General features: G+C 38.9%; 16 protein-coding genes and 2 riboswitches. Of the genes, 10 read left to right on the top strand and 6 right to left on the bottom strand.

Features of this window, described 5'->3' with window-relative positions:
• Positions 1-438: a PTS mannitol transporter subunit IIA gene (locus AC5WOE_RS06825; protein ID WP_496052199.1), complete on the top strand. Its 438-nt coding sequence runs from the start codon at positions 1-3 to the stop codon at positions 436-438.
• Between the two features lies 1 nt (position 439).
• The gene (locus AC5WOE_RS06820) at positions 440-1,600 is read left to right on the top strand and encodes a mannitol-1-phosphate 5-dehydrogenase (RefSeq protein ID WP_496052198.1); all 1,161 of its coding nucleotides are present in this window, start codon (positions 440-442) and stop codon (positions 1,598-1,600) included.
• 307 nt (positions 1,601-1,907) lie between these two features.
• Here AC5WOE_RS06820 and AC5WOE_RS06815 read toward each other — a convergent pair whose 3' ends face one another.
• Positions 1,908-2,309 (bottom strand): hypothetical protein, encoded by a 402-nt coding sequence (locus AC5WOE_RS06815; protein ID WP_496049462.1) that lies wholly within the window; start codon positions 2,307-2,309, stop codon positions 1,908-1,910.
• A 181-nt stretch (positions 2,310-2,490) separates the two neighbouring features.
• Here AC5WOE_RS06815 and AC5WOE_RS06810 point away from each other — a divergent pair, with 181 nt between their 5' ends.
• From AC5WOE_RS06810 to AC5WOE_RS06800, 3 genes are all read left to right on the top strand, one after another.
• Positions 2,491-2,931 (top strand): GNAT family N-acetyltransferase, encoded by a 441-nt coding sequence (locus AC5WOE_RS06810; protein WP_496052197.1) that lies wholly within the window; start codon positions 2,491-2,493, stop codon positions 2,929-2,931.
• Between the two features lie 133 nt (positions 2,932-3,064).
• Positions 3,065-3,520: a hypothetical protein gene (locus AC5WOE_RS06805; protein WP_496049464.1), complete on the top strand. Its 456-nt coding sequence runs from the start codon at positions 3,065-3,067 to the stop codon at positions 3,518-3,520.
• 56 nt (positions 3,521-3,576) lie between these two features.
• On the top strand, positions 3,577-3,786 hold the full coding sequence (locus AC5WOE_RS06800; protein ID WP_496052196.1) for a hypothetical protein: 210 nt from the start codon (positions 3,577-3,579) through the stop codon (positions 3,784-3,786).
• A gap of 346 nt (positions 3,787-4,132) precedes the next feature.
• On the opposite strand, the gene AC5WOE_RS06795 is transcribed toward AC5WOE_RS06800, so the two are convergent.
• The 5 genes from AC5WOE_RS06795 to AC5WOE_RS06775 form a co-directional block, all read right to left on the bottom strand.
• The gene (locus tag AC5WOE_RS06795; RefSeq protein WP_496052195.1) at positions 4,133-4,657 is read right to left on the bottom strand and encodes a 1,2-dihydroxy-3-keto-5-methylthiopentene dioxygenase; all 525 of its coding nucleotides are present in this window, start codon (positions 4,655-4,657) and stop codon (positions 4,133-4,135) included.
• A gap of 12 nt (positions 4,658-4,669) precedes the next feature.
• Complete coding sequence (locus AC5WOE_RS06790) at positions 4,670-5,302, bottom strand: methylthioribulose 1-phosphate dehydratase (protein ID WP_496049467.1); 633 nt, start codon at positions 5,300-5,302, stop codon at positions 4,670-4,672.
• Positions 5,299-5,958: a 2-hydroxy-3-keto-5-methylthiopentenyl-1-phosphate phosphatase gene (locus AC5WOE_RS06785; protein WP_496052194.1), complete on the bottom strand. Its 660-nt coding sequence runs from the start codon at positions 5,956-5,958 to the stop codon at positions 5,299-5,301. The genes AC5WOE_RS06790 and AC5WOE_RS06785 overlap by 4 nt, the downstream gene beginning before the upstream one ends.
• Positions 5,955-7,154 (bottom strand): 2,3-diketo-5-methylthiopentyl-1-phosphate enolase, encoded by a 1,200-nt coding sequence (locus AC5WOE_RS06780; RefSeq protein WP_496049469.1) that lies wholly within the window; start codon positions 7,152-7,154, stop codon positions 5,955-5,957. Before AC5WOE_RS06780 ends, AC5WOE_RS06785 begins: the two co-directional genes overlap by 4 nt.
• Positions 7,155-7,228: 74 nt before the next feature.
• Positions 7,229-7,338: riboswitch (SAM riboswitch) on the bottom strand.
• A 57-nt stretch (positions 7,339-7,395) separates the two neighbouring features.
• The gene (locus tag AC5WOE_RS06775) at positions 7,396-8,571 is read right to left on the bottom strand and encodes a pyridoxal phosphate-dependent aminotransferase (protein WP_496052193.1); all 1,176 of its coding nucleotides are present in this window, start codon (positions 8,569-8,571) and stop codon (positions 7,396-7,398) included.
• A 176-nt stretch (positions 8,572-8,747) separates the two neighbouring features.
• Positions 8,748-8,912, top strand: a riboswitch (SAM riboswitch).
• Positions 8,913-8,986: 74 nt separating this feature from the next.
• On the opposite strand from AC5WOE_RS06775, the gene mtnK reads away from it, so the two are divergent.
• From mtnK to AC5WOE_RS06750, 5 genes are read left to right on the top strand one after another with little or no spacing between them, the layout of a single operon-like run.
• On the top strand, positions 8,987-10,204 hold the full coding sequence (gene mtnK / locus AC5WOE_RS06770) for an S-methyl-5-thioribose kinase (protein ID WP_496052192.1): 1,218 nt from the start codon (positions 8,987-8,989) through the stop codon (positions 10,202-10,204).
• Positions 10,201-11,268, top strand: a complete 1,068-nt coding sequence (mtnA, locus tag AC5WOE_RS06765) for an S-methyl-5-thioribose-1-phosphate isomerase (RefSeq protein ID WP_496049472.1) — start codon at positions 10,201-10,203, stop codon at positions 11,266-11,268. Before mtnK ends, mtnA begins: the two co-directional genes overlap by 4 nt.
• A complete protein-coding gene (locus AC5WOE_RS06760) occupies positions 11,265-12,377 on the top strand; it encodes a sugar ABC transporter substrate-binding protein (RefSeq protein WP_496049473.1) in 1,113 nt (370 codons plus the stop codon). Before mtnA ends, AC5WOE_RS06760 begins: the two co-directional genes overlap by 4 nt.
• Positions 12,374-13,891, top strand: coding sequence for a sugar ABC transporter ATP-binding protein (locus AC5WOE_RS06755; protein WP_496049474.1), 1,518 nt, complete (start codon positions 12,374-12,376; stop codon positions 13,889-13,891). Before AC5WOE_RS06760 ends, AC5WOE_RS06755 begins: the two co-directional genes overlap by 4 nt.
• A 31-nt stretch (positions 13,892-13,922) precedes the next feature.
• Entirely contained in the window at positions 13,923-14,888 is a 966-nt protein-coding gene (locus AC5WOE_RS06750; RefSeq protein ID WP_496052242.1) for an ABC transporter permease, read from the top strand.
• Positions 14,889-14,903: the final 15 nt, after the last annotated feature.

Here is a 14,903-nt window from a genome sequence, read left to right as displayed (position 1 = left end):
ATGTCAAGATCAATTTTATCAACAGAAAACATTTTATTAAATCAACATGTTGTAACAAAGGAAGAAGCTATTCGATTAACAGGGAGTATCCTCGTGGAAAAACAATATGTGGATGCAGACTATATTGAGAAAATGTTGGAAAGAGAAAAATTGACCTCTACCTACATGGGGAATTTTGTGGCAATACCTCATGGTACAGAGGACTCGAAGCAATTTGTAAAAGAATCGGGAATATCTTTTGTTCAAGTTCCTCAAGGTGTAGATTTTGGTGCAGGAAACATGGTAAAACTGCTTATTGGTATTGCAGGGAAAAATGATGAACACATAGAGATCTTATCGCAAATTGCTATCGTTTGTTCCGAAGAAGAAAATATTGAGAAACTAGTTGCAGCAAAAACTCCAGAAGAAATAATGTCCATTTTTGAAGAGGTGAACTAACATGCTGGCAGTCCATTTTGGTGCAGGAAATATCGGTAGAGGATTTATTGGCAATTTATTATATCATTCCGGATACGAAACGTGTTTTATTGATGTGAATGAGGAAATGGTAAATACAATAAATAAGAAAAAACAATACCGTGTTGTGCTTGCAGAGCCCTCTCAAAAAGAAGTTATGATTAAAAAGGTTAGAGCGATCAATAGTGAACGTAACCCAGAGAAAGTAATAGAGGCTATTGCGAAAGCAGATCTTGTAACAACTGCCATTGGCCCCACCATACTCCCTTTAATCGCCAATTTAATTGCGGATGGATTGTGCAAACGGATGGAACAATCAGAAAAGCCTCTCAATATTATCGCTTGTGAGAATATGATTGGTGGAACTTCTCTGCTAAAAGAAAAAGTTTATGAAATTATACCTGAAAAGGGCAGAGAACAATTCAGCCGGCAATTTGGTTTCCCAGATTCAGCAGTTGATCGGATTGTACCTAATCAAGTAAATGAAGACAAACTCATGGTTAAAGTAGAATCTTTCTATGAGTGGGTGGTAGATGAGACGAAAATAGTGAGTGAAAAACCACCGATTAATGGAATTACGTATGTACCAGACCTTGTACCGTATATAGAAAGAAAACTATTTACAGTAAACACAGGACATGCATTGGCAGCGTACCTAGGTTATTTATTTGGAATGGAGACAATTACTCAAGCAATGGAAAATCCACAAGTTAGCAGACTGGTGGAAGGAGCTTTAGAAGAAAGCGGAGAGTTTCTCATTCAAAAATATGGATTCAACTCGAACGAACACACGAATTACATTCACAAAATCATTTCACGTTTTCAAAATCCTTTTATTGTCGATGAGGTAACACGGGTAGGGCGTTCTCCTATTCGAAAGTTAGGTTCAAATGACCGTCTTGTCAGCCCAGCGAGGCAATATTTAGAAATTATGGGAAGAGAACCGGTGTTTTTATTAAAAGGAATTGCAGCTGCCTTTTTATATGATTTTTCAAATGATAGAGAGGCTGTTCAAGTTCAAAATACTATTATTGAATTAGGCATTGAAGAAGCGATTGAAAAATACACAGAGCTTTCTCCCGCCTCTTTATTGTTTAAAGGGATTATGGAACAATATGATCTATTAAAAATAAGAAAGAAATAATTTGAACAAAGCATTGGATATTGGCCGAGTTTTTTATATTGTAGAGGTTGTTGCATAAATAAGATTGAGCACAGGATAAAGTCGCTTGATGTGAGTGTTTCGCGTCTGTTGTTGAAAAAACACAAAGGACGCTCCACCCACTCAAAGCGAGACTAGGGGCACAGCGACGTAGCGAGACTTGTGCCCTTGTCTGAGGTGCACATCTGAATAATGCAACAGCTTTTGTAGATAGACTGATGAGAATGAGACCTTCCAGGTGATCAATAATAATCGCCTGGAAGTTAATTTTCTACTCTACGTTTGATATTTAGGTTTCATCTAATAATATTTGATATAAGCAATCTTGGTTCATTTGGGTGGTCATCATTTTCTTAAGACTTATGTGCTCCGTATGGGTAATGGGGAGAGTTTCCGTTTCAATTTCACTTCGAAAAAAGTGAATATGAATAAATATATTTTTCGTGTATTTCGCTAATCTGTTAAAATAGTTCAGGACATCTGCCCGAAATCCGTACATTTGATTTTCTGTTTTTTCATAAAGTTCACAAGAACATACTTCTGTAGTCAGAAAGTATGTTTGAAAAGTATGGGGGACAAGTGCTCGGAAAGATTTATTTCTGTTTGGAAGAAGCTCTAAATTAGAAGATAGCATCATATACGCCTTATGATGGGTGTTGGATTTAACAGCGAAAGAGATATAATAACACATGTTTTATACTAGTCCTCCTTAGCAGATTGTATTATTATATACAAAAAAAGAATAATAAAACGGAAAAGTCACGAAAATGAAAAGAGATTTTCATTTCCTAATAGTAATATTTATTAATAGTTGTTATGCGATTGGAACAGTGAGTTATAATACTATAAAATCTATGGATTAGGAGCCAAGCATGCTAACTATTAGACACATTAAATCGAGTGATACATACCATTTGCGACACACAATTTTACGACCTAACCAATCGATAGAAGATTGCATGTATAAAGGCGACGAAGACAATTCTACTATTCATCTAGGTGTATTTTGGGAAGGAAAATTAATTAGCATAGGTACTTTTCTGCATGCTTCTTATCCGGGGCTAGGTGGAGATCTTCCTTATCAACTGCGTGGAATGGCCACCGATCCAAATTATCGCCGTCAAAAAGCAGGGAGTATGTTAATGGCCCATGCGGAATTACTATTAAAAGAAAAAAACTGCGATTTACTTTGGTGTAATGCACGTTATAACGTAAAGGATTATTATGCACATATGGGTTTCCAGGAGCATGGGGAAGTATTTGAAATCGACCCCATTGGACTGCATGTAGTCATGTTTAAAAATCTAGTCTAAAAAGAGAGGGGAGTCCCTTCACTAAAAATAAGTCGAATTATTCCAATTAATGGTAAAATAAAAGCGTCATTTTTGTATGCTAATATTTGGGAACATACAAGAAGTAGAAGCAAAATTATAAGAAGGGGAAATTATGGGGAAACACATTTGGTATACTTTCATTCGTAAACTCATTGTATTTGGTTTGATAACGATTATAGGATTGCTAAGTGGTTTTGGAGCAAGTCTCATCTTTGGAGGCCCTGCTGTATGGATTGGGATCAGCGCTACTGTGATGATCGTTATCTCCATCACGCTGCTCATGACTGTGGTAAGTTTGATTGTTGATGGAGTTTTGATCAGGGCTGGTGAATGGAAGCGGTGGGTTCATCTACTGCTTATTATTGTCTCTACCTTCCTATTGGTATATTATTACTTTTTGGATAAAGGTATCTTTTTGGACTTACCAGAGTTTAAAATACTCAGTCAAATTGTATTATATGGTTCGATTGTGTTGTCCTTTTTCTATTGGGGAGTAGATGAGTGGACTGCGAAGTTTATGAAAAATCGTTTCAATAGAATAAGAGAAGAGAAACAGACCAAAATCTGAGCTTTCCGGCTCAGGTTTTTTATATAATATTAGCAAAGTGGAGCAGGAGTGATTTTTTGAACACCATACTCATTGTAGAAGATGATAAGGAAATTAGTAGTCGTTTGCAGTCGATGTTAACCAAAAATGGATATGAGGCTTATTGTGTGGATGATTTTGAAAATATCAATATCATTGCGAGCGAGAAAATCCATGGTTTAACTCGTGGGGTGAAAGTGATCGTTGGACGAGGAGAAGGAGTTTTCCTTCACCAATCCAACCTTTGAAAAAATAACTTTACAAACAAATATTCGCATGGTAATATATGTCTAGTCGCTTCAGACGAAAACCAAGTTGTCGCGGCAAAGAGGAAATCAACATACATAAACCGTGGGACACACGGGGTTAGCTTGGTAATGAAATAGTCAAGAGTCTATCGTCCCAAGAATCCTACGGATATAGCCGTATGGAGTGTCAAGATGGATATTATTGGTGTAGATAAAATTGTTTGTAGTCGAATTGTTCTATTTAAGGTAGTACCAGTGAACGTGTCGTTATCTCTATTTGCAAGATTCTCTTATCTAGTAGTACCAAAAAGAGATGTATTATGAAAAACAGAACTGAGTGAAATACTCAGTTCTGTTTTTCATAAATGGGAACCCAGCCTTCTTTTCCTTTAAAAATCCGAACAGCTACTACTTGTTTGTCCTCCATTAAAGTAAAATAATGGCGGTAGTTTTCCGGTACGGAAATGAGGTCTCCAGGTTCTAACTCTACATCGACGAATCGTCCGTTCGGCCCTTGGATTGCAAAAATACCATGACCACTTACAATAAAACGAACTTCATCATCAGTATGATGGTGTTCTTTAAGGAAATTGTTCAGCAACTCATCTAGATTTGGAGTATTTGGAGATAAAGAGATAACATCTTCTGTCGCATAACCACGACGTGCAGATAAATCATCGATTTCTACTCGAAAAGTTTGGATAATCTCTGCTTTTTCGCTGTCTGATAGATCATATTTTTCTTGAAGGTGGTTAGGAAGCTTTGTAATGTTCCAATGTTCATAGATGACGCCTTGGCTTTCCAAATACTTACTCACTGCTTGTTGATTGGAAACACGTTCTTCGTTGTCATGAAAACGTAACTGTGCCATGTTAACACACTCCTAAATGTATTGGATTTTAGATGAAACTATCATTTGTAATTTTACTTGATAGGAGAAGAGGAACTCGAAGGCCTCTAAATGCTTTTTTGCTTCAAATCCATTTTTGCCCCAAGCCGTAATACCATGATTTCGAATCAGTACGCCGGGAACTGGAGGTCGGATAGCATTGCCAAACAAAGCAGCTAGTGCTTTAAGATCAGCAAGGTTTTCGATAATGGGTACTACAATTTGGGCATCTTGTTCCCAAATACCAAATGCTTTAATCAGCTCTTGATTGCGGATCACAACTTGTCCTTGGTCACCGTAGATTTCAGAGATAATATTATTGTCGACAGTATGGACATGTAAGCAACATCCAGCACTCGTGCGTTTATATACCTCCACATGTAATGCTGTTTCAGCAGAGACTTTTGTATTCGTTTCTTCTACTGGATTTCCTTGTTCATCGACCAATATAAAATCATCAGGTGTACGCTTTGTTTTATCTTTACCGCTTGCAGTGACCAAAAAGGTAGTAGGGTTAGTAGTTACCTTAATCGATAGGTTGCCACTGGTGCCGGGAAACCAGTTTCTTTCAGCCAATTCTTGCTTGATCGATGAGATTTCTTCAAGGCGTGTTAGTAAGAGACTCATACTGACTTAACCCCTTTTAAATCTTGGATAATTTCTGTGAATTGTTCAAATGGAGTATAAGGTATTTGTAATTCTTCACATTTTTTGCTTAAGAAATCTCTTGCATAAACACGATCAGCAAGTTTGGCAGCTTGTAAGTCTGTGATTGAATCCCCGATGACGATTTTCTCGTATTTCGTGCCGTCAAATTGGCGTAGAATGGAAGGTTTGCAACATCCACAATCATTGGAACAATGGGTATCACAGACATGTGGCCAAATAATTTCAATTTCTTCCTTCGAAAAATCACTTGCATTACAGTAAATGAGATCTCGATCTATATAGCGATCTAAGATCGGATATACAAAAAAATCAATGCCGCCAGAAACGATATAAAGAGGGATATTCTGTTTTTTTGTGAAGGCAACAAATTCAGCAAATCCATCTCGAATAATACCAATTTCTTTTACATACTGGATGATTTCTTCTTTGAGCGTACTTGGTAACAAGGAAAACATTTTGCCTACACCTTCTTTGACAGATAGGCTTTGGCTTAACACTTTGTCTTTGAGTGTTTCCCATTGTGGAGGGGCAAAGTGTTTCATAATGGATACGATGTTATCAGATTGAGTGATTGTTCCATCAAAATCACAAAAGATAATCGGTTGTTTGCTCATTTTCCTGTATCACCCCATAGTTGAAGTGCTGCTGCAAGTTCATGGTGTGTTTGGGCTGCTTCTTTTAGCGGAATGCCTTTTTGAACAGCTTGGATAGCTTGCCGAAATGCTTTTCCACCAGCAGATGCACCGTCTGGATGTCCATGTACGCCGCCGCCGGCATTGATCACAGTATTCACCCCAAAATCCTCGATCAGCTTTGGAACAAGCGCTGGATGGATTCCAGCAGATGGTACAGGCAGTGCTCTTTTCCATGTTTCATGTGGGGAAGTCAGTTCTCGTGCTATCCCTAAAGCTGCGTCTTTTTCGAGTGCCACACTTCCATAAGGTGACGGAAATAGGACCAAATCAGCGCCTGCTGCGCGCAATAATTTCCCATACCACAATGGTGCGCTTACTCCATAGTGAGCAGATGCAGTCACTGCACCACCAAACGCGGGATGTGCCAAAATAGGGATACAGATATCTTTGTCTTCTGCTAACGCTTGCAACGTGTCCAAGCCATATGTAAACACATTGAACAACAATGCGGTGGCTCCTAGCTGGACTGCTCTTTTTGCTTTTTCCAATAGTTCAGTAGAACGACCAGTAAGATTTACAGCATATAATGTCGTTTCTCCTGTTTCGTGTTCGGTTTCTTGAAGTATTTTTTTGGCAGCATCGATTCGTTGCTCAAAAGGTGTAGCTGGGTTGTCGAATAAGATCTCATCGTCTTTTACGATATCAACACCGCCAAGTGCCTGTGCTCGTAGTTGCTGTTTGAAGAAAGTTAGGTCTCTGCCGAGAATGCCTTTAAAAATACTCATCAACAATGGTCGATCCGAAACTTCTAGTAGATTGCGAACACCTAGGTTTCCAAAGGTAGGTCCAGGAAAACGCCCTTCTAATTCTGGTGTGAAATCGAGATCTACTAGCTTTACTTTTCCATCAAGGGATAATTTCCCAAATACAGTTGTGAGGATGGCAGGAATATCAGCGGAAAAGTTGACCGCTGGATAAGAAATAGTGATCAGACTTTGATCGTCAGAGATTTCATTTACAGAAATGACTTCTCCTTTGTGTTTCGCCAGTTGTGTTTGATCTACCTCAGGTAAGTTTGTCCATGAACCGACAGTTAGTCCAAGGGCGATTTGTTCTGCTTTTTCTAGTATATTTCCCTTGTTTGGTACTAAATAAGTTGCAGTTGCCGCACCCATACCTTATCCCTCCTCTATCAAAAAAAGTGAAAAACCCTCTTCCAAGAGGAAGGGGGAATAGTTTACGCCACTTCCTCTTATCTTTCAGTTTGAAAACTGTAAGAATTAGCACCGTTTCTACCTATTGGGTAAATCGGTTGCCGGGCTTCATAGGGCTTGTCCCTCCGCCTGCTCTTGATAAGAGAATGTTTCATTTTATATGCAACAGTTAGTACGATTATGAATGAATATGATTTTTTTGTCAATGAAATAATGCCAACTGATCCAATCGGTAAACTGCTTCTTCCAATCGTTTTTCATCTGTGAGCAAACCTACTCGAACATAGCCTTCTCCCGCTTTTCCAAACCCTATGCCTGGGGCGACGGCAATATGTGCCTGATCTAAAAGTTTTGCCGCAAAAGTAGTGGATGTATACCCAGAAGGTACTGGAAGCCAGCAAAAGAAAGAACCTTTTGGCTGAGGGACATTCCATCCTATTTGTGTTAGACCGGAAATAAAGGTATTTCTGCGATTTTCATACGTTTGAACCAATTCTTTCACACAGTCTTGGGATTCTAAAAGAGCAGTAACTGCTGACTGCTGAATAGCCCCAAACAAACTGACATAAAAATGATCTTGCAGCAGTTCAATCGCTTGAATGACAGATCTATTTCCAAGTGCGAATCCAACCCGCCAACCTGCCATATTATAGGTCTTACTCAACGTATAGATCTCAATTCCAATTTCTTTTGCACCTGGAGTTTGTAAGAAACTTAGTGGTTTTTGTCCATCAAAACCAATTGCTCCATATGCAAAATCGTGAACCACACAAATACTGTTTTGCGTTGCAAGTTTTACGGTTTCGACAAAAAACTCTGGTGTTGCAATTGCAGCAGTTGGATTGTTAGGATAATTTAAAAACATTAGTCTTGCTTGTTCTAAAATATCTTGAGATATTTGATGAAAGTCAGGGAGAAATTGATTATCTGCTAAAAGTGGCATCATTTCCATATGGGCTCCTGACATGGCAATTCCTGACCAATAATCAGGATACCCGGGATCAGGTACCAATGCGACATCTCCTGGATTTAAAAAACATTGTGCGATTTCTACTAATCCTACTTTTCCGCCAAAAAGAATGGCTACTTCTGTTTCTGGATCGAGTGATACATGATATTCTCGTTGATAGTAGGCAGCAATTGCTTCTTTGAGAAAAGTAAATCCACGGAACGGAGAATACTTGTGAAATTGTGGATTTTCAGCTGCTAATTGTAAGGAATGAATAATATGATCAGGAGTAGGGAGATCAGGATTTCCTTGACCGAGATTGATGACATCTTTTCCTGCTTGCACATATCGATTAACATCAGCTACCAATTTGGCAAAAAATTGTTTGGGTAATGACTGTAGTCGATCAGCATATTGAAATGTTTGCAATTTTTCCACTTCCTAGTTTGTATCTAATTATCTTATGCTACAATTTAGCCGAATAACTGTCAAAAACTTTTTGTTTAAAAAAGACTTTTTATTGACAAATACAAAATAAGCCTTTACTATTCTGAGATAGTACTTATTCAAAAACATTGGATAAACAAAAATATAAAGCTGTGCATCTCTTATCAAGAGTAGGTGGAGGGAAATGGCCCGATGAAGCCCAGCAACCGACCGTAATACCATCGCAAGATGGGGCTCATGTTTTTCTTATGGGCCGTGGAATAAACCCACGCAAGGCACGGTGCTAATTCCAACAGGACGTTGTTCGTTCTGTAAGATAAGAGGTTTGGACTATTCCGAGCCTCTTTCTTACAGAAAGAGGTTTTTTGATTTTGCCAGAAAAAAGGAGTGGTCATAGATGACAACAACTCAGGAGCGTTCGTATCGAGCACTAACGGTTGATACGGTTCGATCTGTAGTAGAACAGCTCCAGTATTTTGAAAATGTAAAACAATTGGAAGTATCGGAGGTTGGAGATGGAAATCTCAATTATGTGTTTCACCTTCGAGAACCAAAGACAAGTAAGTCTTTGATTGTAAAGCAAGCATTACCTTATGCAAAAGTAGTAGGAGAGAGTTGGCCTCTTACATTAGATCGGGCAAAAATCGAATACTTATCCTTGCAAAAAGCAGGAGAAGTGGTTCCTGAGTTAGTTCCCGTTGTTTATGATCATGATCAAGACTTAGCTTATACCGTGATGGAAGATTTATCTTCTCATGATATTCTTCGCTCTGGATGGATAGCTGGCAATCAGTATCCTGAGCTCGGAAAACATATTGGTACGTTTACTGCGCAAACATTATTTCATACTAGTGATTTTTATTTACATCCATTTACCAAGAAAGCCTTGGTTAAAGATTTCCTGAATCCAGAATTATGCAAAATTACGGAAGATCTCGTTTTTACTGATCCATTCTTTGATCATGATACGAATGAGATTTCTGATGAAATAAGACCTTTTGTAGTGAAGTTTTGGCAAGATGAAGAGTTAAAACGCGAGGCAGCCAAACTCAAACTGCAATTCCTCACAGAAGCAGAGGCTTTGCTTCATGGTGACCTCCACTCCGGAAGTATTTTCGTTACCAAAGATTCTACTAAGGTGATCGATCCAGAATTTGCTTTTGTTGGTCCTATTGGTTTTGATCTAGGTTCTTTCTTTGCTAATCTGTTGTTGAATTATATTTCTCAAGAAGCTCACCTCCAAAAAATGGAAGATTTGCAGGCTTTTCGCAAGTATCTATTAGATACAAGCAAGCAAACATGGGAAACGTTTGCCACTCAATTTTTAGAACTTTGCAAGACAAAAGGACATTTTACTTTTTCAAGCATTGATGGTGTAGCCGAAGCATTTCTTGAAAAAGTTTGGCAAGATACACTCGGTTTTACAGGTTGTGAAGTAGTGCGTAGAACGATTGGTCTGGCACAAGTTGCTGATCTAAATTCGATTGATGATGCACCAGTTCAAATTGACTTAAAACAAAAAGCACTGACTGTAGGAGCTGTATTGATTAAAAATAGAGGAAAGTTAAAAGATATCCATACTTTTCTCGCTTGGGTGGAGGAATCGTTAACATGACAGTTGTAGAGCAGAAAGTGGGAGTTACATCCGTAATTTATAAGAAAGATCATATCTCATTGTTGGATCAGCGTTTATTGCCACAAAAAATGGAATACGTTCGACTTTCTTCTCTCAATGATGTTTGGCATGCCATTCAGCGTCTACAAGTGAGAGGTGCGCCAGCTATTGGCATAGCAGCGGCCTTTGGACTTGTAGTATGGGCAAATGACTGGAAAGCATCTGATTTTCCTAGCTTTCTCGATGCACTGCGCCGCGCGAAGTCTCAGTTGGCAAGCTCACGTCCTACTGCAATTAATCTGAAGTGGGCTTTAGATCGCGTTGCAAATCAAGCAGAAAAGGTGAGTAGTGTTTCCGAAGCAAAACAAGTGATGGAAGCGGAAGCTTTGAAAATCCAAGCGGAAGATGAAGCAACTTGCCGAAAGATTGGTGAACATGGGTTGACATTGTTTGCCGACGAACAAAATATCATGACGATTTGTAATGCGGGTAGTATAGCGACAGCAAGATATGGCACCGCTTTAGCTCCTTTTTATATAGCAAAAGAACAAGGATGGAATCTTCACATCTATGCATGTGAAACCCGACCGCTTTTGCAAGGAGCACGTTTGACAACATGGGAATTGCAGCAAGCAGATATTGATGTGACATTGATTACGGACAGCATGGCTGCACACACGATGCAAACCAAAAGGATAGATGCAGTGATAGTTGGATGTGACCGGGTTGCTAGAAATGGTGATATTGCCAATAAAATAGGCACTTTTGGTCTTGCCATTCAAGCTAAAGCTTTGAATATACCATTTTATGTGGCAGCACCGCTGTCCACATTTGATATAGATACAGCTTCTGGTAAGGATATACCGATTGAAGAACGCTCTGGCGAAGAAATCTCTCGAATTGGGGATGCACTATTGGCACCGCTTTCTACCAAAGTCTTCAATCCAGCGTTTGATGTTACACCAGCAGATTATATTAAGGCAATTATTACCGAACAAGGGATTTTCTCCCCGAACAACTTAGACAATCTTATAGAGCAGATAACAAAGGAGACGGTGTCATGAAACGTACGAAATGGCTTATTTTTCTACTCATCTCGATCTTAGCATTGACCGCTTGCTCTAACGAACAAAACCAAGTAAACCAATCGACGAATAATAATTCTGTTTCTACATCATCTACCAGCCAAAGTAAGAACACAGCAATCCCAGAAAAATTAAAAAAGCCTCTAAAAATAGCAGCTATATCGCAATTGTCTATCGGTACGTTTTCTAGTCAATATATTGCAGGAGTACAAGCACAAGTAAAACAATTTGGAGGAGAAGTGCAAGTATATAATGCTGATAATGATCTTGCGAAAATGGCCTCTTATATCGATAATGCAGTAAGTCAAAAAGTGGATGGTATATTGTTGGATCATGGTCGTGCGGACGCACTCCTTCCAAGTGTAAAAAAAGCAATAGCAGCAGGTATTCCAGTCATTGCTTTTGATAGTGATCTACGCATCCCTGGTGTTACCGTTATCGATCAAGATGACTACTCCTTAGCTTGGAATTCCCTTCGTACCCTTGCGCAAGACCTCAATGGAAAAGGGAACATTGTCTACGTTTGGGTTGGCGGATTTGCTCCGATGGAAAACCGTAATGTGATCTATAACGCGTTTAAACAACGTTATCCAGAGATTAAAGAGATTGCTAAATTCGGAAATGCTTCTAATAACACTGCACTTGATACACAAACGCAGATGGAAGCTATTTTGCAAAAATATCCAAAAGGTCAAATTGACGCTGTATTTGCTCCTTGGGATGAATTTGCAAAAGGAGTTACTAGAGCAATTCAACAAGCAGGAAGAACAGAAATCAAAGTATATGGAATCGATTTAAGCGATGAGGATTTGCAGTTAATCCAGCAGAAAAACAGTCCATGGGTAGCATCAACAGCAACTGATCCATCGGAGATGGGGAAAATTCAAGTTCGATTCCTCTATCAAAAAATAGCGGGAGAAACTATTCCCCAAGTATTTAGTGTACAACCTCATTTGGTTGAAAAGAAGAATCTACCTAGTCAAGCTGTAACAATGGGTCAATTAGGGAAATACATCCCAGAGTGGGGCGCTACCAAAACGGCTACATCCCCTTGGATGGACAAGTTAGTTGAGGCGAATAAAAAATGACACTCCAGATGAAACGCATTGTCAAATCTTTTCATGAGAATAAAGTGCTCCAAAAAGTAGATTTTAATGTTCATAAAGGTGAGATTCATGCTTTATTAGGAGTGAATGGAGCTGGAAAGAGTACATTGGTAAAAATTTTGTCTGGTCAACTTCAAAGCGATAGTGGAGAAATAAAGATAGGAGAGCGACGGGTTTCGCTCTCTTCTCCACATCAAGCAATCGATGCTGGAATCGGTATTGTTGTACAGGAAGTGGATACAGCATTATTTCCTGAACTTACAGTAGCGGAAAACGTGAGTATACATGAATTGGTACAAGGTACTGCATTTTTCAGTAGACAGAAGCGAAAAAAACGAGCAAAAGAATGGCTAGAGCGAGTTGGATTAAATATTTCCATGGATCGATTGGTATCCGAATGCAGATTAAGTGAAAAACAGCAAATCGTAATCGCCCAAGCATTGGCTAGAAATGTGCAATTTCTTATTCTAGATGAACCAACTGCACCACTGAGTGAAGTAGAAACAAAAGCATTGTTTCAGCTCATGAGCCGTTTAAAAGATAGTGGAGTAGGAATTGTTTTTATAACACACCGCTTGCCTGAAATTCGTGCTATCTGTGATCGAGTAACGGTATTGCGAGAAGGACGAACCGTGCTGCAAAGTAAAGTATCGGAATTAACGGATGATCAAATTGTAGAAGCAATGCTCGGTAAACAGTTGTTAGCAATTCAAGAGAAAACACCTCAACAAAGGACTACTCCTTTGCTCAAAGTTCAGCAATTTTTTGTTCCTAAACTAGATAAATCGGTCACTTTTACTTTGCACGAAGGGGAAGTTTTAGGTATAGCTGGTTTAGTAGGGGCAGGAAAAACAGAGATTGCTAGAGCTCTAGCAGGGCAAGATCAAAGTTATAGTCTTGTTACGATTAAAGCAAAGCCTTGGAAAATAAAACATCCACAAAAAGCAATCGAAGCGGGAATTTGTCTCATTCCAGAAGAGAGGCGTAAAGAAGGGGTATTGGTTGATTTTCCGATAGACCAAAATCTTTCCTTGCCACATATCGATAAGATTACCCGAGCAGGATGGCTAGATTGGCGTAAAGAACGACTATTAGCAGAAAAAGTGATTGAACAATTAAGTATTCGAACTTCCTCTTCCAAACAATCAGTTGGGCTTCTCAGTGGAGGTAATCAACAAAAGGTATCCATTGGAAGGTGGTTGAATACGGATGCTTCTATCTACCTTTTTGATGAACCGACAAAAGGCATTGACATTGGAGCGAAAGTAGATGTTTTTTCGATCATCTCCAAATTGGCAGAAGAGAAAAAGGGTATTTTGTACTTTACAAGTGAGCTAAATGAACTATTGACAGTTGCCGATCGAATACTCGTGTTATATGATGGCAGATTTATTGCAGAGAGAAGGACAAATGAAACGACACTAGAAGAGCTCATGACATTAGCAACAGGAGGGATTTCGGATGGAACAGAGCATCGAGATAGCGAATCTCCCTAAGAATAAAACGAAGAAGAGTAAAGATGGATGGATTCGTTTTTTGACCAAGTATGGGACAATCATCGCGATTCTCTTGATAATAGCTTTTTTTAGTATTTTATCGGATGAATTTTTCACGTATAAAAATTGGACAGATATACTGCGTTCTATTTCGATAACTACACTAGTGGCTATTGGGGTTACCCTATCTCTAATTGTAAAAGGTTTTGATTTATCCGTAGGTTCGACCGTGAGTCTCGCTACGATTACTAGTACAGCTGTGATGGTTTGGTATCGTCAAGAAACAGTGCTTGCTATCTGTCTGCCGCTGTTAGTTGGATTGTTAGTAGGACTTATAAATGCATTTTTAATTGTTAAAATTCGTTTACCAGATATGTTAGCAACACTTGGTATGATGTACATGGTCAACGGTCTTCATTTGACGATTACAAAAGGATATAGCATCTATAACAATATGCCGCTTCAAGATGGGTCTCTAGCGCCAGGGAAAATTTTGCCTTCTTTTTTGTTTATTGGTCAAGGTGAAATTTTTTCCGTTCCCTTTCCGGTAATTGTGATGTTTTTCTTTGTGATAGTAGTTCATTTGTGTTTGAACTATACGCAGTTTGGACGTCTGTTGTATGTGACAGGTGGAAACGAAGAAGCAGCAAGGCTTTCTGGAGTTCCTGTAAATCGGTATAAAGCTTATGCTTATGCCTTAAGTGGTTTATTTGCTAGTATTGCAGGTATAGTATTGGCATCACGTATCGGGACTGGACAAGTTTCTGCTGGTGCATCTCTGTTGATGGATTCAGTTGCTGCAGCATTGATCGGGTACTCTGTTTTTGGGGCAAATAAACCTAACGTATTAGGGACATTCATTGGCTCCATTTTAATTGGTATTCTTCTAAATGGATTAACTATGCTCAATGTTCCATATTATGCCCAAGACATTGTCAAAGGTGCTATTTTGATTGGTGCTTTAACGTTAATGTATAAAAGTAGAAAAGAATCATAGCAATGGGCTTATTCC

This window comes from Shimazuella sp. NTD248 (genome assembly GCF_059510395.1).
This window is presented reverse-complemented; position numbering and strand designations above follow the sequence as displayed.

What these genes read in the sequence shown, in the direction of transcription:
- AC5WOE_RS06825 (WP_496052199.1), top strand. Translation starts at nt 1, where the DNA reads ATGTCAAGATCAATTTTATCAACAGAAAACATTTTATTAAATCAACAT.
- AC5WOE_RS06820 (WP_496052198.1), top strand. Translation starts at nt 440, where the DNA reads ATGCTGGCAGTCCATTTTGGTGCAGGAAATATCGGTAGAGGATTTATT.
- AC5WOE_RS06815 (WP_496049462.1), bottom strand. Translation starts at nt 2,309, where the DNA reads ATGTGTTATTATATCTCTTTCGCTGTTAAATCCAACACCCATCATAAG.
- AC5WOE_RS06810 (WP_496052197.1), top strand. Translation starts at nt 2,491, where the DNA reads ATGCTAACTATTAGACACATTAAATCGAGTGATACATACCATTTGCGA.
- AC5WOE_RS06805 (WP_496049464.1), top strand. Translation starts at nt 3,065, where the DNA reads ATGGGGAAACACATTTGGTATACTTTCATTCGTAAACTCATTGTATTT.
- AC5WOE_RS06795 (WP_496052195.1), bottom strand. Translation starts at nt 4,657, where the DNA reads ATGGCACAGTTACGTTTTCATGACAACGAAGAACGTGTTTCCAATCAA.
- AC5WOE_RS06790 (WP_496049467.1), bottom strand. Translation starts at nt 5,302, where the DNA reads ATGAGTCTCTTACTAACACGCCTTGAAGAAATCTCATCGATCAAGCAA.
- AC5WOE_RS06785 (WP_496052194.1), bottom strand. Translation starts at nt 5,958, where the DNA reads ATGAGCAAACAACCGATTATCTTTTGTGATTTTGATGGAACAATCACT.
- AC5WOE_RS06780 (WP_496049469.1), bottom strand. Translation starts at nt 7,154, where the DNA reads ATGGGTGCGGCAACTGCAACTTATTTAGTACCAAACAAGGGAAATATA.
- mtnK (WP_496052192.1), top strand. Translation starts at nt 8,987, where the DNA reads ATGACAACAACTCAGGAGCGTTCGTATCGAGCACTAACGGTTGATACG.
- mtnA (WP_496049472.1), top strand. Translation starts at nt 10,201, where the DNA reads ATGACAGTTGTAGAGCAGAAAGTGGGAGTTACATCCGTAATTTATAAG.
- AC5WOE_RS06760 (WP_496049473.1), top strand. Translation starts at nt 11,265, where the DNA reads ATGAAACGTACGAAATGGCTTATTTTTCTACTCATCTCGATCTTAGCA.
- AC5WOE_RS06755 (WP_496049474.1), top strand. Translation starts at nt 12,374, where the DNA reads ATGACACTCCAGATGAAACGCATTGTCAAATCTTTTCATGAGAATAAA.